Genomic DNA, 16,137 nt, shown 5'->3' with positions numbered 1-16,137 from the left:
CGTCCGTCAGACGTCCTCGGCCAGTTCCAGCCAGCGCATCTCCAACTCGTCCCGCTCGGTGACGAGTTCGCGCAGTTCGGCGTCGAGGCCCGCGACCTTCTCGAAGTCGGTGGCGTTGTCGGCGATCTGCTTGTGCAGCGCGGTCTCCCGGGTGGAGAGCTTGTCGAGCTGCCGCTCGACCTTCTGGAGCTCCTTCTTCGCGGCGCGGGCCTCCTGCGCCGAGACGGCCGGGGCCGCGGCGGCCGCGGTGGACGTACGGGGTGCGGCGGCGGAGGGGGTGGACTCCTCCTCCATCCGCCGGCGGCGCTCCAGATACTCGTCGATGCCGCGCGGCAGCATCCGCAGGGCGCGGTCGCCGAGGAGCGCCATGACCCGGTCGGTGGTCCGCTCGATGAAGAACCGGTCGTGGGAGATCACGATCATCGACCCGGGCCAGCTGTCGAGGAGGTCCTCCAGCTGCGTCAGGGTCTCGATGTCGAGGTCGTTGGTGGGCTCGTCGAGGAAGAGGACGTTGGGCTCGTCCATCAGCAGCCGCAGGATCTGGAGCCGGCGGCGCTCACCGCCGGAGAGGTCGCCGACGGGCGTCCACTGCTTCTCCTTGGTGAAGCCGAACTGCTCGCAGAGCTGACCGGCGGTCATCTCGCGGCCCTTGCCGAGGTCGACCCGGTCGCGCACCTGCTGGACGGCCTCCAGGACCCGGAGGTTCGGGTTGAGCTCGGTGACCTCCTGGGAGAGGTAGGCGAGCTTGACGGTCTTGCCGACGACGACCTTCCCGGCGGCGGGCTGCTCGTCGCCCTGGGTGCGGGCGGCCTCGGCGAGCGCGCGCAGCAGCGAGGTCTTGCCCGCGCCGTTGACGCCGACCAGGCCGACGCGGTCGCCGGGGCCGAGCTGCCAGGTGAGGTGGGTGAGGAGGGTCTTGGGCCCGGCCTGGACGGTCACGTCCTCCAGGTCGAAGACGGTCTTGCCGAGGCGGGCGTTGGCGAACTTCATCAGCTCGCTGGTGTCGCGCGGCGGCGGCACGTCGGCGATGAGTTCGTTGGCGGCCTCGATGCGGTAGCGCGGCTTGGAGGTACGGGCGGGGGCGCCGCGGCGCAGCCAGGCCAGCTCCTTGCGCATGAGGTTCTGCCGCTTGGACTCCTCGGTGGCGGCGATGCGCTCCCGCTCGGCGCGGGCGAACACGTAGTCGCTGTAGCCGCCCTCGTACTCGTGGACGGTGCCGCGCTGGACGTCCCACATGCGGGTGCAGACCTGGTCGAGGAACCACCGGTCGTGGGTGACGCAGACGAGGGCGGAGCGCCGGGTCCGCAGGTGGCCGGCCAGCCAGGAGATGCCCTCGACGTCGAGGTGGTTGGTGGGCTCGTCGAGGACGATCAGGTCCTGCTCGTCGATGAGGAGCTTGGCCAGCGCGATACGGCGGCGCTCGCCACCGGAGAGCGGGGCGATGACGGTGTCGAGCCCGTGCTCGAAGCCGGGGAGGGCGAGGCCGCCGAAGAGCCCGGTGAGCACGTCGCGGATCTTGGCGCTGCCCGCCCACTCGTGGTCGGCGAGATCGCCGATGACCTCCTGGCGGACGGTCTTCTTCGGGTCCAGGGAGTCGTGCTGGGTGAGGACGCCGAGTCGCAGCCCGCCGTTGTGGGTGACGCGGCCGGTGTCCGCGTCCTCCAGCTTGGCGAGCATCCGGATGAGGGTGGTCTTGCCGTCGCCGTTGCGGCCCACGACACCGATCCGGTCGCCCTCGGAGACCCCGAGGGATACACCGTCGAGCAGGGCACGGGTGCCGTACACCTTGCTGACCTGCTCGACATTGACCAGATTGACGGCCATTTCACTCCTGCCTAGGGGGTTGATCGACCTTCCCAGGGTACGGCGCGGTGGCGGGGGGTCCGGTCGTGCGGCCTTGCCCGCACGACCAGCGGTCCGTACAATTTCCTGTACGTACAGAATGACGTACGGAGATGACGTGCAGAGGAGCAGGGCATGCGGACGATGACCTATACGGAATCGCGGGCGAAGTACGCCGAGACCCTGAGCGCCGTCGTGGACGACCGCGAGGAGGTCGTGGTCACGCGTGCCGGGCACGAGCCCGTGGTGATAGTGGCGCTCGATGAGTACGAGTCCCTCAAGGAGACCGCGTACCAGCTCCGGAGCCCGGAGAACGCCCGTCGGCTGCTCTCCTCGATCGACCGCCTGGAGAACGGCGGCGGCACGGTGCGGGAGCTCGCGGAGTGAAGTTCGTGTGGGACCAGTCCTCGTGGGACGACTACGTCTGGTGGCAGAACCAGGATCGCAAGATCCACAAGAGGATCAACACACTGCTCCAGGACATCGCCCGGAACGGCAACGAAGGAATGGGCAAGCCGGAGCCCCTGAAACACGGCTTCCAGGGGTACTGGTCGCGCCGCATCACCGACGAACACCGGCTCATCTGCAAGGTGGCCGACGACGAGGTCCGTATCGCCGCCTGCCGGTACCACTACGGCCGCTGAAGCCTGCCCCCTACCGCCCGCCCCGCCCCGCCCGCTCCACCAGCAGCCAGCCGCCCAGTGTCATCGCGACGGCGGCCGGGGCGCTGACCGGGATCACGATCAGCAGGGCGGTACGGCCGTCCAGCAGGCCGCCGAAGCCGACCATCGACAGGCCCAGCACGCCGAGCAGGCAGAGCGTCGCGCCGAGGGCGGCGAGGGGGCCGGCCCCGGCTGCTCCGGGTGTCGTAGAGGCCCCGGAGGTCCCGGAGACCGGGCGTTCGAAGGCGCGGAAGGCGGCGACGAGCCCCGCGGTGAGGGCCGCCGCGAGGGCGAGCCGCAGCGGGACCTGGGCCCACCAGGCGGCCGACGCCGGCACGGGCAGCTCGACGCCGAGGCCGAGCAGCACCCCGTACACCCCGAACATCGCCGTGAGGTGCCAGAGGAACGCGGTCATCGCCACCCCGTTGGCCGCCACCACCGTGCGCCAGACCCGGGGGCGCTCCAGCAGGCGGGCGGCCGGGGCGCGGAGGAGTTCGACCGCGCCGACGAGCCAGAGGCCGTGGCAGAGCAGGGCGAGGGTCGGCGGGGCCATGTTGCTGACCTTCTCGCCGGGCATCCCGACCATGGACAGCGGGTACGGCCCGAACGCCACCAGCGCGCCGGCGGTGACCAGGCCCGCCCCGGCGAGGAGCGCGGGGCGGCGGACGCGGCCGTCGGCGCGCAGGAAGCCGAGCTGGTGGACGGCCAGCCAGACGAACGCGAAGTTCAGGAACTCGACGTACGGGACTCCGGCCGCGAAGCGCAGCACGTCCACCGCGAGCGCCGCCCCGGCCAGTCCGGCGAAGGCCCCCCAGCCGTACCGCTCGTGCAGTTTCAGCAGCGGCGGGGTGAAGGCGACCATCGCCAGGTAGATCCCGATGAACCACAGGGGCTGGGTCACCATGCGCAGGGTGACGCCGGTCAGTCCGCCGCCCGCGCCGAGGAGTTGGACCAGCAGCGCCGCCGCACCCCACACCAGGACGAAGACCATGGTCGGGCGCAGCAGCCGCTGGAGGCGGGCGCGGAGGAACGCGGAGTAGACGGAGTCCTCGGAGCCCTGGGAGCTCTGGGAGCCCTCGGTGCGCTTGCGGAGCAGGGAGCGGTAGGACAGCGCGTGGGAGAAGCCACCGACGAAGAAGAACACCGGCATGACCTGGAGCAGCCAGGTCAGCGGCTGGAGCTCGGGGACGACGGCGAGCAGGTTGCCCACCCCGTCCGGGGTGACGGCGGCCATCAGCCAGTGGCCGAGCACGACCGCGCCGAGCGACGCGACCCGTAGGAGGTCGACGTAGCGGTCCCGGGTGGCGGGCGTCGCCCCGGCCAGTTCACGAACACTTGATCCCATGGACGTACGGTCGCGCGCGCCGGGCGGGGCGCGGCAGCGCGACCGTACTCAGATCCGGGATGAGTACGCCGGGCAGGGAGTTCAGATGACGTGCGCCCCCGGCGCGGGCGAGGCCGCCACGCGCGTGTTGCGGCAGGTCCCGGACGTCAGCAGTGCGGCCGCCACCTTCTCGGCCGCCGACTCGTCCTCCACCAGGAACGCCGTCGTCGGCCCGGACCCGGAGACCAGGGCGGCCAGGGCCCCCGCCTCGGTGCCCGCGGCCAGGGTCTCGGCGAGGGAGGGGCGCAGGGAGAGCGCGGCGGGCTGGAGGTCGTTGCCCAGGGCCTTCGCGAGTGCGCCGGAGTCGCCGGAGCGCAGGGCGGCGAGGAGCGCGGGGGACGCGGCCGGCTCCGGGACCTCGGTGCCGGCCGTGAGGCGGTCGAACTCCCCGTACACCGCGGGCGTGGAGAGCCCGCCGTCCGCCACCGCGAAGACCCAGTGGAAGGTTCCGCCCACCTCGATCGGGGTCAGCTTCTCGCCGCGTCCGGTGCCGAGCGCGGCCCCGCCGACCAGGCTGAACGGCACGTCGCTGCCCAGCTCCGCGCAGATGGCCAGCAGCTCGTCGCGGCTCGCGCCGGTCCCCCACAGGGCGTCGCAGGCGACGAGCGCGGCGGCCCCGTCGGCGCTGCCGCCCGCCATGCCGCCCGCGACCGGGATGTCCTTGGCGATGTGCAGATGGACGGCGGGCTCGATGCCGTACCGCTTGGCCAGCGCGAGGGCGGCGCGGGCGGCGAGGTTGGTGGTGTCCAGCGGGACCTGGGCGGCGTCCGGACCCGAGCAGGTGATGCGCAGCTCGTCGGCGGGGGCCGCGGTGACCTCGTCGTACAGGCCGACCGCGAGGAAGACGTTGGCCAGGTCGTGGAAGCCGTCGGGGCGGGCGGCGCCCACGGCGAGCTGGGCGTTGACCTTGGCGGGGACGCGGACGGTGACGGCGGCGCTCATGCGGACGCCTCCGGCTTGTTCTCCGCGATCGCCGCGAACTCCTCCACCGTCAGCGCCTCGCCGCGCGCCTGCGGGGAGATCCCGGCGGCGACGAGCGCCGCCTCGGCGGCGGGCGCGGAGCCTGCCCAGCCGGACAGGGCCGCGCGCAGGGTCTTGCGGCGCTGGGCGAAGGCGGCGTCCACGACGGCGAAGACCTCGGCGCGGCTCGCGGTGGTGGCGATGGGCTCGGTGCGCCGGACCAGGGAGACGAGCCCGGAGTCGACGTTCGGGGCGGGCCAGAAGACGGTGCGGCCGATGGACCCGGCGCGCTTGACCTCCGCGTACCAGTTGGCCTTCACCGACGGCACGCCGTAGACCTTGTTGCCGGGGCGGGCGGCCAGCCGGTCGGCGACCTCGGCCTGGACCATGACGAGGGTCCGCTCGATGCTGGGGAAGCGCTCCAGCATGGTGAGCAGGACGGGCACGGCCACGTTGTACGGGAGGTTGGCGACGAGCGCGGTGGGCGCGGGGCCCGGCAGTTCGGTGACCAGCATCGCGTCGGAGTGGACGAGGGTGAAGCGGTCGGCCCGCTCCGGCATCCGCGCCTGGACCGTGGCGGGCAGGGCACCCGCGAGCACGTCGTCGATCTCGACCGCGACCACCCGGTCCGCCGCCTCCAGCAGCGCCAGGGTCAGCGAGCCGAGCCCGGGGCCGACCTCGACGACGGTGTCGTCCGGGCGGACCTCGGCCGTGCGCACGATGCGGCGGACGGTGTTGGCGTCGATGACGAAGTTCTGACCGCGCTGCTTGGTGGGGCGTACGCCCAGCTTCGCGGCCAGGTCGCGGATGTCTGCGGGGCCCAGGAGGGCGTCGGGCTCTGTGCTGCTCACCCGGTAAGCCTACGGCCGCAGTGGGGCCACGGACTCGCCCCCCGCTGCACGTACAGCTTCTTCGCCCGGTACGTCTGCTCGGCGGCGGGTGCGTCCTGGGGGCGGCCGCTGCCGCCGAGGGACTGCCAGGTCCCTGTGTCGAACTGGTACAGCCCGCCGTACGTCCCGCTCGGGTCCACCGCGCCGGGACGGCCGCCGGACTCGCAGGCGGCGAGCGCGGACCAGTTCAGCCCGTCCGCCCCGGCGACCGATGCGGGGCGCTGCCGGGTGCCGGTGCGCACGACGCGGCTGACCGGCAGGTGGACCAGTTCCTCGGCGGTCCTGCGCGGTTTCTGCCGGACGCCGTTGACGGTCCGGACCGCGTACGTGACCCGGCGCACCCCGTTGCGGCCGGCCCGCTCGATGACCTCGGCGCCCCGGAACAGCTCGGGGTCCTCGCTCCGTTCGACGGCGTACGGGACCGTCTCCTCGTGCACCTCGCGGGTGTCGGTGATCCGCATGACGGAGATCGTCTGGCCGTCGCGCGGGAAGCTCGCGGGGTCGACGGAGGTGGTGTCGTGGCCGTGCAGGGTGATGCCCGCCTCGGCGAGGGCCTCGTGGACGGTGGCGGCGTTGGTGCGCAGGGTGCGTTCCTGGCCGTCGGCCATGAAGGTCACGGCGCGTTCGGTGCGGACGGTGAGGGTCAGGCCGGTGCGGGCGATGCGTGCGGAGCGGGCGGCGGAGAGGTACGCGCCCTCGGCCCGGACCCCGAGGGCGCGCAGGGCCCCCGCCACGGTGTCGGCGGTCGTCCAGACCTGGCGGCGGACGCCGTCGAGGGTGAGGGTGAGCGGCCGTCCGTGGCGGACGACGACCTCGTCGCCGTGGTCGAGGCCCGTGCCGGGGGCCGGGGAGACGACGTCGTGCGTGCCGACGGTGACGCCCTCCTCCTCCAGGAGCCCGGTGACGTCGTCGGAGAAGGTGTGCAGGGTCCGGGGTGTGCCGTCGACGCTCAGGCGGACGGCCTTGTCGTGGGCGACGAACGCGGTGGTGCCGCCGGCCAGGAAGGCGACGACGAGGGCCTTCGGGACGAGGCGCCGCAGACTCCCGGGGTTCGCGACGAGCGTCCGGCGGCGCTTGGCGGCCCGCCGGGCGTCGGCCCGGGTGGGGCCCTGCCGGGGCCACGCGGGCGGCGGCGGGGCGAGCGGGGTGTCGACCACCGTCGGGGTGTGGGCGGCGGGGGCCGCCGCCCACACCCCGTCGGCCACGGTCAGCTGCTCGTGGAACGCGCCGAGACGCCTGTCCTGCGAAGTGTTCACGCCGTTCACGCCGCTCCCGAAGATCCGCCCGCTGCCGCCCCGTCGTGCGCGGGGACGATAGCGGAGCGGCGGTGACTCTCCAAAGCGACACGACTACGCAGCGTGCCCGCACCGGTCCGGTCGGCGGTCAGAAATCAAACGCGCGCGCGGTGTTGTCGTAGATCGCGGCGGCCAGCACGTCCTCGTCCAGACCCTTCACCTCGGCCATGGCGCGGAGTGTGACCGGGATGAGGTAGGGCGCGTTGGGGCGCCCGCGGTACGGGGCGGGGGTGAGGAAAGGGGCGTCCGTCTCGACGAGGACCAGCTCGGTCGGGGCGACGGCCAGGGCGTCCCGCAGCGGCTGGGCGTTCTTGAAGGTCACGTTGCCCGCGAAGGACATGAAGTACCCGGCCCGCGCGCAGATCCGGGCCATGTCGGCGTCGCCGGAGTAGCAGTGGAACACGGTCCGCTCGGGCGCGCCCGCGTCGAGCAGGACCCGCAGGACGTCCTCGTGCGCGTCGCGGTCGTGGATGACCAGGGCCTTGCCGTGCCGCTTGGCGATCTCGATGTGGGCCCGGAAGGACTCCTCCTGGGCAGCGACGCCCTCGGGTCCGGTGCGGAAGAAGTCCAGGCCCGTCTCGCCGACCCCGCGTACGTGGTCGAGGGCGGCCAGCGCGTCGATCTCCGCCAGCGCCTCGTCCAGCGCCGCCCTGCCGCCGGGCTCCCTCGCCCCCTGCCGTGCGGTGCCGCCGGTGCCCTCGACGTACCCGTGGACGATGCGCGGGGCCTCGTTGGGGTGCAGGGCGACCGAGGCGTGGACGGCGGGGTGCGCGGCCGCGGTGTCGGCGGCCCAGCGGGAGCCGGCCACGTCGCAGCCGACCTGGACGACGGCCGTCACGTTCACCGCGGCGGCCCGGGCGAGGGCCTCCTCGACGGTGGCGTCCTGCATGTCCAGGTGCGTGTGGGAGTCGGCGACCGGAACCCGCAGGGGCTCGGGCAGCGGCGGGGCTTCGGTACGGCTCATGCCGACGATCGTACGAGGGCCCCACCCTCGTACGATCGTCGGCTGCGGAAGCCACCCGGGTACGTCATCCGCGACGGAAGGCCCACCCCATCCGCACTGGAAGGATCACGTCACCCGCGGTGGCTGGTCCGTGTCACCTGCGGTGGAAGGGGTGGAGCAGGTCGGACAGGCGCCAGTGGCGGGCCGGAGCGGCGGCGGTCGACACCGTCCGGTCCTTCGCGGCGGCCTCCGCCGCGCGCGGCATCCGCTGCTTCCGCAGCAGCTCCTGGACGCCGGCGACCCGCCCCGCCCGCATAATGCGCACCACGTGTCCGCCGCAGTTCGTGCAGGTGGGCGTGGAGAGCGGGGACGGCACGCGCTCGCCGCCCGCCGTGTAGACGACGAAGGCGTGACCGTGGACGTCGACATGGTGCTCTATCTCGTAGGACTGCTCCCAGCCGTACCCGCACTTCATGCAGGCGAAGGCATACGCCTCATGGACAGTGGTGGCTGCGATCTCGCTCATGCCTGCTCCTCTTGGCCGCGGGTCACGCGCTCCGGGGGCGGGCGGCCCGCCCGAGGGTTTTCGAGCAGGTGGCCCGTCCCCTCCAGTGGACACCTGCACCCGTACGGACGCACCAGCTCGGAGCCAATATTGGTGCGTTCTTGGCCTCCTTTGGAGGCCCTTTGCCGACGCATGGCAGTGGACTGGACCAAGGGAGGGCGGTGCGTGACCGCCGGACCACCGAGCGCCCCCGAGCGCGCCGTGCCCCGGTCGTGAATGCGCCCGGCGCACCACCCCCGCCCACCCGCCTCCCTCCCCTGAATTCTCGGGCTTTTCCCCCGCCCGCACCCCATGAATTCACCATTCAATTGAAATCGCGATTTCCCCGGATGTCGCACGCCGATTTGCGGCGCCCCCATTCCTCCTTTTCACTCATTACGTCCACCCCATTTCCCACAGGACGGGGAACAACCCATGTTCACCACGGACACCACTGCCACCGACGTCGAGCTCGACCTCGACGCCGCCCTCAACCCGGGCGAGGTCGAAGGCCTGTACCGCGACTCCCGCGAATGCGCCTATCTCGCGCTTCTCGCGGGCGGCGGCGCGCTGCTGCTCTCGCCTCCGACCCCGCGCCCGAAGAAGGGCTAGTCGACGGCACATGGACCAGACACATGCTTCGTCGCCCCTCGCGGGCGCCGTGCATGACCTGGCAACAGAGGTGGTCCTCGCTCTTCGGAGCGGGGACCACCTCGCCACGGTGTGCGGCGCGGCGGGAATCGACGAGGAGAATCGGACCGGAATCGCGGCGGCACGGGTCATCGGGGCCGACCTGCTGCTGCCCAGTGTTCTCTACGGACGTCATCCGCATCCGGGTGACGTCGCCGTGCTCGACCGGGCGGTGCGGGAGTTCCCGCCCAAGCCCGACGCTCCGGCCGCGACGGCCTGGAGCCACTGGCACATGATCTCCACGCTCCAGCGGATGGCGCCGTCCCCACCGGGTGCGGCTGCTCCCGCGACGTACGCGGAGCCCGACGCCGCCTGGCTGGAGGGGGCGCCCTGGCAGGCGTTCACCCACCAGCTCTCGGTCCTCGCGCCGCTGGCCGTGCCGGCCGCCCCATCGGCCGTGCGGCAGGCCGCGACGAACCGGGCCGTCGACCTGTCGCGCGGCTTCGTCCGCGCGGTCCGGCGGCGCGACTGGCTCCAGGCGGCGGGCGCGGGCCGCTGGCTCGCGGCCATCGGCGGCGAACCGTCGACGCTGGGCCTGGAACGCGGCCTGGACTTCGTCGAGCTGATGGGCGGCCACGACTCCCGGGTCACCCTCCATGTGCGGGCCGCCCGGCTGATGGCCGAAGCGAGGGCACGGTGACCACGACCGCGACCGAGGGCCCCTCCCAGGACCGCCCGGCCGGGGGTCCGCGGGGACGCCCGGGGCCGGGGTCCACGGCCCACCGGGAGCACCCGGCCCCCGGCGCCGCGCTCGCGGTCCTCCCCGGCGTCCTGCGCTCCGCCCTCGCCTGGACCGACGCGCACCGGGCGGACTTCACGCTCCCCGACGACGTCCTGGAACCCCACACCCAGGTCAACGCCACGCTGAAGCCACTGGGCGAACTGGCCCAGCTCGGCTCCACGATCCGCCGCACCACCGCCCCCGGCACCCCGGAGCACGAGCTGGCCGGGGAGCTCGTCACGTACGCCTGGGAGCAGGTGGCGGCGGGCGAGCTGCTGCTGGAGCTGCTGCGCGCCGAGCCGTTCGCCGCGTACCCGTACGAGATCTACGCCGCCTTCGCCGGGTACGGGCTGCGCCACGAGGGCTTCGAGGCCCTGGCCCGCCCGCTCACCGCGACCCGCGCCTGGGCCCACACCGAGCAGCACGCCAACCGGCAGCTGGGCCTGGTCAACTCCGAGCGGCGGGTCGGCGTGGTGACCCACACGGACGCGGGCGCGGTCCTGTCCCGGACCTGGCTGGGCGGCCTGTCGGAGCCCTGGATGTTCGAGGGCCCCTCCGGCTACGCGCTGACCCACACCGTCTTCCACCTCACGGACTGGGGCCGGATGCCCGAGCGGGTCCCCGCGAGGATCGACGGCTATCTGCGGACCTGGCTGCCCGCGTGGGCCGACGGCTGCGTGGAGAGCGGCCAGTGGGACCTCACCGGCGAGCTGCTGGCGGTGGCGGCGTCGTTGCCGGCCCCCGGGCCCGTCGAGCTGCTGGACGCGGTGTGGCCGGTGCTCGCCGACGTACAGCACGGGACCGGCTGCGTGCCGGAGACCGGCTCGCCGGTGCGGGACACGACGGCCCCGGAGCCGTACCCCTTCATCGACTGCTACCACTCCACCCTCGTGACGGCCTTCGCCGCGGCCCTGTCCCTGAGGTCGCTGCGCGGGGCGGCCGGGACCGGCGAGGCCGTGCCCGGCCGGGAAAGGCGGACCGCATGAGCAGCGGCATCCAGCAGATCCACGACGTGGGGGCGAAGGCCCTGGGCTGGCTGTACGAACACCGGGAGGGGTTCCGGCTGGAGGCCGACCCGTCCCCGGAGGCGGGGATGCTGGACCGTTTCAAGCCGCTGGGCGAGCTGGCGCTGATCGGCAAGGTCATCTTCCGCGAGGGCGTGGCCGGCTCGCAGCAGTCCTCCCTGGCCCACAAGCTCCTGGACCACGCCTGGCACGAGCTGCTGGACTCCGGTGCGCGGCTGCTGGAGGGCCAGCGGCGCGAACCGCTGTCGCCGGTGCCGCTGGAGGTCTACGTACCGTTCCGGGAGCTGGGCTACCGGCAGCCGGACCTGGAGTCCGCGATCCGGCTCAACCACCGGCTGGCCAGCTGGGCGGCGCTGGAGGTGCTGCCGGTGCGGCGGCTCGGCCTGAGCGCGATCGAGCGGCGCTTCGGGGTGGAGCCGGGCATCCCGGAGACGGCGGCGCTGGCCCACACCTGGCTGGCGCGGCGGGCCGAGCCGTGGACGGTCGAGGGCCACATCGGCTACGACATCACGCACACGGTGTTCCACCTCACCGACTGGGGCGAGAAGCCGGCCGGGCTGCCCGCCGACATCGCGGAGTACCTGGCGCTGTGGCTGCCGGTCTGGCTGGACGACTGGCTGGACCTGAAACGGTGGGACCTGCTGGGCGAGCTGCTGGTCGTCGACGCGTGCCTCCCCGAACCGACGCTGGACCCGGCGGCCTGGCAGGGGTTCGCGCAGGCCCAGCAGCCGGACGGGGCGATGCCGGTGGTCGGCGGGATGCCGGAGGGCGACGAGGAGGCGGTGTTCGACCTCGTCTACCACCCGACGCTGGTCGCCGCGTTCGCCTCGGCGCTCGCGATGTCCCGGGCGCTGTCCGACCTCTCCGCCGCCCCGGCCCCGGCATGACGGACGCGACGGCGGTCCGCGTGGACACGCCCGACTCCTCGGCCACCGTACGCCTCCTCGCCGAGGCGGCCCGGGCGGTCGACGCCCCGGACCTGGTGCTCGCGGTCAGCCGGAACGGGGTGCGCACCGTCCACACCGGGGGGAGCGGGGAGCCCGGCCCGGTCCCCCGTGAGCTGCTGGGCCACGAGCTGGGCTCGGCGTCGAAGCCGTACGCGGGGCTGCTGCTGGCCCGACTGGTGGCGCAGGGCCGGGTGCGGTACGCGGACCGGGCGGCGGACCTGCTGGCCCCGGGCTTCCCGGTGCACCCGGCGGTGCGCCGGATCACCCTGCGCCATCTGCTCACCCACACCTCGGGGCTGCCGGGCCTGCCTGCCGACTTCTACCCGCAGGCGGTGCCCCGGTGGTCCACCGACCCGTACGGCGGCTACCCGGCGGACCGGGTGGTCCGGGCCTTCCTGCGGGCCCGCCCGCGCCACCGGCCCGGGACCCGCTGGCACTACTCGAACTTCGCCGTCTCGGTCCTCGGCCACACCCTGGCGGCGGCCACCGGCACCCCGTGGGAGGTCCTGCTGCACCAGCAGGTGCTGGCCCCGCTGCGGCTGGACGCGACCCGGGTGCGCCCGGGGCCGGAGGGCACGGAGGCGGTCGGCCACCGCCGCGACGGGACGCCGGTGCCCGCGCTGGACACCGGGGGCTTCACGGCGGCGGGCGCGGTCCGGGCGACCCCGCTGGACCTGCTGACGTTCCTGGAGGCGCACCTGGAGGAACGTCCGGGCGGGCCCGACCCCCGGGACCCGACGCTGGTCGCCGCGCTCGCCGACGTGTCCCGCCCCCTGCTGCGGCGGGGCCTGCGGCACGCGCACACCCACACGCTCACGTGGTTCCACCACCCGTCCCCGTACGGCCCGGTCCTCTTCCACGCGGGAGCGACCCTCGGCCAGCAGGCGTTCCTGGGCTTCCGCCCGGGCACGGGTCTCGCGGTGGCGGCGACGGCGACGCGGCGGGTGCACCGGGCGGACACGTTCGTCGCGACGGCGTACGGCCTGCTGACGGAGACGCCGTAGGCCGCTACGGACTGCCTGACGGAGACGCCGTAGGCGCTACGGCCGGCTGACCGAGACGCCGTAAGCGCAACGGCCGACTGACCGAGACGCCGTAAGCGCAACGGCCGACTGACCGAGACGCCGTAAGCGCTATGGCTTCGGCGGAGCGGCCTTCTCCGCGTTCTTGGCGGCCACCACCGCGTCGAAGACGTCCCGCTTGGGCAGCCCCGCGGCGGCGGCGACAGCGGCGATCGCCTCCTTGCGCCGCTCCCCCGCCTCCTCGCGCACGCGCACGCGCCGCACCAGCTCCTCGGCGTCCAGTCCCTCGTCGCCGGAGTCGGTGGCGCCCTCCACGACGACGGTGATCTCCCCGCGTACGCCGTCGGCGGCCCACACGGCCAGTTCGCCGAGCGGACCGCGCTTGACCTCCTCGTACGTCTTGGTCAGCTCCCGGCACACGGCGGCGCGGCGCTCGGCGCCGAAGACCTCGGCCATCGCGGCGAGGGTGTCGTCGAGCCGGTGAGGGGCCTCGAAGAAGACCATGGTGCGCCGCTCGTCCCCGACCTCCCGGAGCTTGGAGAGCCGTTCCCCGGCCTTGCGCGGCAGGAACCCCTCGAAGCAGAACCGGTCCACGGGCAGCCCGGAGAGCGCGAGCGCGGTGAGTACGGCGCTGGGCCCCGGGACGGCGGTGACGCGGATGTCCTTCTCCACGGCGGCGGCGACGAGCCGGTAGCCGGGGTCGGAGACGGACGGCATGCCCGCGTCCGTGACGAGCAGGACACGCGCGCCGCCGGTCAGGGCTTCGACGAGTTCCGGCGTACGGGCCGACTCGTTCCCCTCGAAGTAGGAGACGACACGCCCCGAGGTGTGGATGCCGAGCGCCTGGGTGAGCCGGCGCAGCCGCCGGGTGTCCTCGGCGGCGACGACGTCGGCCCGCTCCAGTTCGGCGGCGAGGCGTGGCGGGGCGTCCGACACGTCACCGATGGGGGTCCCTGCGAGCACGAGCGTTCCAGTCGTTCCAGTCACATCAGCCATCCTCGCAGCACGGGCAGCGCCCTTCGCACAGATGCGTTCCCTACGATGGCGCGGTGACGAGTACCGCACCCGAGACCCAGCGGGGCCAAGACGCCGGGGACCCGCTCGGCGAACAGCCGACCTCCTGGCAACGGCGGCTGCGCCGCTTCGGCCATGTTCCCCGTCCGGAGATCTCTCTCCGCGACCGGCTGGACCCGCCGTACACCCGGCCGGGACGGCAGGTGTGGTCGGTGCTCGCGATCCCGCCGCACGTGGCCGACCGGCTGGTGCGGTGGTCCGGCTGGGGCGGTCCGCTGCTCGTGACGCTGGTCGCCGGGCTGCTGCGCTTCTGGCGGCTGGACCAGCCGCACGCGGTGATATTCGACGAGACGTATTACGCGAAGGACGCGTGGGCGCTGGTCAACCAGGGGTACGAGGGGTCCTGGCCCAAGGACGTCGACAAACTGATCCTGAAGGACCCCTCCTCCGTCCCGATCCCGACCGACCCGGGTTATGTGGTGCATCCGCCGGTCGGCAAGTGGATCATCGGGCTCGGCGAGCAGCTGTTCGGCTTCACGCCGTTCGGCTGGCGCTTCATGGTGGCGGTGCTCGGCACCATCTCCGTTCTCCTCCTCTGCCGGATCGGCCGGCGGCTGTTCCGCTCCACGTTCCTGGGCTGCCTGGCGGGGCTGCTGCTCGCGGTGGACGGCCTGCACTTCGTGATGAGCCGGACCGCGCTGCTCGACCTGATCGTCATGTTCTTCGTGCTGGCCGCGTTCGGCTGTCTGGTGGCCGACCGTGACCATGCCCGCCGCCGACTGGCCGACGCGCTGCCGGTCGACGAGGAGGGGGTGCTGCGCCCGGACGCCCGGATCGCGGAGACCCTGCGCCTGGGGTGGCGGCCGTGGCGGCTGGCGGCGGGCGTGATGCTGGGCCTGGCCTTCGCCACGAAGTGGAACGGCCTGTACGTCCTGGCGGCGTTCGGCCTGATGACGGTCCTGTGGGACGTCGGGGCGCGCCGCACGGCAGGGGCCGTGCACCCGTACCGGGCGGTGCTGCGCCGCGACCTGATCCCCGCGTTCTTCTCCACGGTGCCGGTCGCGATCGTCACGTACGTCGTGTCGTGGACCGGCTGGATCGTCACGGACAAGGGCTACTACCGGAACTGGGCGGCCACCGAGGGCAAGGACTCCTCCTGGAGCTGGCTGTTCCCGGACTGGCTGCGCAGCCTGTGGCACTACGAGAACCAGGTGTACGACTTCCACGTCGGCCTGACCTCGGGCCACACCTACGAGTCCAACCCGTGGAGCTGGCTCGTGCTGGGCCGGCCCGTGTCGTACTACTACGAGGAGCAGGCGGGCTGCAAGGAGTCGGCGACCGGCAAGTGCGCCAGCGAGGTCCTCGCCATCGGCACCCCTCTGCTGTGGTGGCTGGCCTGCTTCGCCCTCGCGTACGTCGTCTGGCGCTGGCTCTTCCGCCGCGACTGGCGGGCGGGCGCCATCGCCTGCGGTGTGGTGGCGGGCTGGCTGCCCTGGTTCTTCTACCAGGAGCGGACGATCTTCCTCTTCTACGCGGTGGTCTTCGTCCCGTTCCTGTGTCTGGCCGTGACGATGATGCTGGGCGCGATCGCGGGCCCGGCGGCGGGCACGGGCGCCCGGGCCGAACTGGGCCTCACCGCCCAGGACCCCACCGGCGAACGCCGCCGCACGCTGGGGGCGATCGCGGTGGGCGTGCTGGTGCTCCTGGTCGTCTGGAACTTCATCTACTTCTGGCCCCTGTACACGGGGACATCGATCCCGGAGGACCTGTGGCGGGACCGGATGTGGCTGGACACGTGGGTGTAGGCACCCCGACGTGACCGGGCAGGAAGTCGAAATGCGGGCGGGGGGGGGGGGGGGGGGGGGGGGGGGGCCGCCCCCCCGGCGGGGGGGGGGGGGGGGGCCCGGGGGGGGGGGGGCGCCCCCCCCCCCCCCCCCCCCCCCCCCCCCCCCCCCCCCCCCCCCCCCCCGCCCGCATTTCACAGGATTCCGTCCGGTCGACAGACTTCCCGGCTCTCTCCTCTGAACCCGAAGGTTAGAAGAAGTGCTTTCGCCCGCCCACCGCGCGGCCGGTCGCACCCAGGATCCACAGGATGGCACCCACCAGAATGAGGATGCCGCCGATGGTCGTCAGGAGCCCCATGCCGACAAGCAGGCCGATGATCAGCAGAATAAGCCCAAGAATGATCATTTTCGTTT

The 16,137-nt window shown here is 73.3% G+C and carries 17 protein-coding genes; 8 read left to right on the top strand and 9 right to left on the bottom strand.

The annotated features are described in order from the left end of the window. Nucleotides 1-6: 6 nt before the first annotated feature. A complete protein-coding gene (locus tag ACIQRW_RS15865; protein WP_403759880.1) occupies nt 7-1,824 on the bottom strand; it encodes an ABC-F family ATP-binding cassette domain-containing protein in 1,818 nt (605 codons plus the stop codon). Nucleotides 1,825-1,977: 153 nt separating this feature from the next. Between ACIQRW_RS15865 and ACIQRW_RS15860 the strand changes: the two genes are divergently transcribed. Continuing rightward, a complete protein-coding gene (locus tag ACIQRW_RS15860) occupies nt 1,978-2,229 on the top strand; it encodes a type II toxin-antitoxin system prevent-host-death family antitoxin (RefSeq protein ID WP_361878268.1) in 252 nt (83 codons plus the stop codon). Further along, on the top strand, nt 2,226-2,486 hold the full coding sequence (locus tag ACIQRW_RS15855) for a Txe/YoeB family addiction module toxin (protein ID WP_403759876.1): 261 nt from the start codon (nt 2,226-2,228) through the stop codon (nt 2,484-2,486). Before ACIQRW_RS15860 ends, ACIQRW_RS15855 begins: the two co-directional genes overlap by 4 nt. 10 nt (nt 2,487-2,496) lie before the next feature. Here the strand turns inward: ACIQRW_RS15855 and ACIQRW_RS15850 are convergent, their stop codons facing one another. The 6 genes from ACIQRW_RS15850 to ACIQRW_RS15825 all read right to left on the bottom strand — a co-directional run bounded on the left by ACIQRW_RS15850 (nt 2,497) and on the right by ACIQRW_RS15825 (nt 8,502). Further along, entirely contained in the window at nt 2,497-3,849 is a 1,353-nt protein-coding gene (locus ACIQRW_RS15850; protein ID WP_403759873.1) for an acyltransferase, read from the bottom strand. An 81-nt stretch (nt 3,850-3,930) separates the two neighbouring features. Further along, complete coding sequence (locus ACIQRW_RS15845) at nt 3,931-4,830, bottom strand: 4-(cytidine 5'-diphospho)-2-C-methyl-D-erythritol kinase (RefSeq protein ID WP_403759870.1); 900 nt, start codon at nt 4,828-4,830, stop codon at nt 3,931-3,933. Beyond that, nucleotides 4,827-5,699, bottom strand: coding sequence for a 16S rRNA (adenine(1518)-N(6)/adenine(1519)-N(6))-dimethyltransferase RsmA (gene rsmA, locus ACIQRW_RS15840; RefSeq protein ID WP_403759867.1), 873 nt, complete (start codon nt 5,697-5,699; stop codon nt 4,827-4,829). Before rsmA ends, ACIQRW_RS15845 begins: the two co-directional genes overlap by 4 nt. After that, nucleotides 5,696-7,003, bottom strand: coding sequence for a ubiquitin-like domain-containing protein (locus ACIQRW_RS15835; protein ID WP_403759864.1), 1,308 nt, complete (start codon nt 7,001-7,003; stop codon nt 5,696-5,698). The genes rsmA and ACIQRW_RS15835 overlap by 4 nt, the downstream gene beginning before the upstream one ends. 118 nt (nt 7,004-7,121) lie before the next feature. Beyond that, nucleotides 7,122-7,997: a TatD family hydrolase gene (locus tag ACIQRW_RS15830; RefSeq protein WP_403759861.1), complete on the bottom strand. Its 876-nt coding sequence runs from the start codon at nt 7,995-7,997 to the stop codon at nt 7,122-7,124. Between the two features lie 133 nt (nt 7,998-8,130). Further along, nucleotides 8,131-8,502 carry a hypothetical protein gene (locus tag ACIQRW_RS15825; RefSeq protein WP_403759858.1) on the bottom strand — a complete coding sequence of 124 codons (372 nt, stop codon included), beginning with the start codon at nt 8,500-8,502 and terminating at the stop codon, nt 8,131-8,133. 453 nt (nt 8,503-8,955) lie between these two features. On the opposite strand from ACIQRW_RS15825, the gene ACIQRW_RS15820 reads away from it, so the two are divergent. The 5 genes from ACIQRW_RS15820 to ACIQRW_RS15800 are packed head-to-tail and all read left to right on the top strand — an operon-like array spanning nt 8,956 to nt 12,907. Next, nucleotides 8,956-9,132, top strand: coding sequence for a hypothetical protein (locus tag ACIQRW_RS15820; RefSeq protein WP_098892314.1), 177 nt, complete (start codon nt 8,956-8,958; stop codon nt 9,130-9,132). A gap of 10 nt (nt 9,133-9,142) precedes the next feature. Beyond that, complete coding sequence (locus ACIQRW_RS15815; RefSeq protein ID WP_403759855.1) at nt 9,143-9,850, top strand: hypothetical protein; 708 nt, start codon at nt 9,143-9,145, stop codon at nt 9,848-9,850. After that, complete coding sequence (locus ACIQRW_RS15810; protein WP_403759852.1) at nt 9,847-10,917, top strand: DUF6895 family protein; 1,071 nt, start codon at nt 9,847-9,849, stop codon at nt 10,915-10,917. Before ACIQRW_RS15815 ends, ACIQRW_RS15810 begins: the two co-directional genes overlap by 4 nt. After that, a complete protein-coding gene (locus ACIQRW_RS15805; protein WP_403759850.1) occupies nt 10,914-11,843 on the top strand; it encodes a DUF6895 family protein in 930 nt (309 codons plus the stop codon). The genes ACIQRW_RS15810 and ACIQRW_RS15805 overlap by 4 nt, the downstream gene beginning before the upstream one ends. Beyond that, the gene (locus ACIQRW_RS15800; protein ID WP_403759847.1) at nt 11,840-12,907 is read left to right on the top strand and encodes a serine hydrolase domain-containing protein; all 1,068 of its coding nucleotides are present in this window, start codon (nt 11,840-11,842) and stop codon (nt 12,905-12,907) included. The genes ACIQRW_RS15805 and ACIQRW_RS15800 overlap by 4 nt, the downstream gene beginning before the upstream one ends. 129 nt (nt 12,908-13,036) lie before the next feature. Here ACIQRW_RS15800 and rsmI read toward each other — a convergent pair whose 3' ends face one another. After that, the gene (rsmI, locus tag ACIQRW_RS15795) at nt 13,037-13,921 is read right to left on the bottom strand and encodes a 16S rRNA (cytidine(1402)-2'-O)-methyltransferase (RefSeq protein WP_403759844.1); all 885 of its coding nucleotides are present in this window, start codon (nt 13,919-13,921) and stop codon (nt 13,037-13,039) included. A 53-nt stretch (nt 13,922-13,974) separates the two neighbouring features. On the opposite strand from rsmI, the gene ACIQRW_RS15790 reads away from it, so the two are divergent. Next, nucleotides 13,975-15,744: a dolichyl-phosphate-mannose--protein mannosyltransferase gene (locus ACIQRW_RS15790; RefSeq protein WP_403759841.1), complete on the top strand. Its 1,770-nt coding sequence runs from the start codon at nt 13,975-13,977 to the stop codon at nt 15,742-15,744. A gap of 229 nt (nt 15,745-15,973) precedes the next feature. Here the strand turns inward: ACIQRW_RS15790 and ACIQRW_RS15785 are convergent, their stop codons facing one another. Then, complete coding sequence (locus ACIQRW_RS15785; protein ID WP_010059700.1) at nt 15,974-16,129, bottom strand: hypothetical protein; 156 nt, start codon at nt 16,127-16,129, stop codon at nt 15,974-15,976. Nucleotides 16,130-16,137 lie beyond the last annotated feature (8 nt).

It is taken from the genome of Streptomyces sp. NPDC091287 (assembly GCF_044768525.1).
GTDB lineage: Bacteria > Actinomycetota > Actinomycetes > Streptomycetales > Streptomycetaceae > Streptomyces.
Note: the sequence above shows the minus strand (reverse complement) of the source record. Positions and strands in the feature narration are given on the sequence as shown.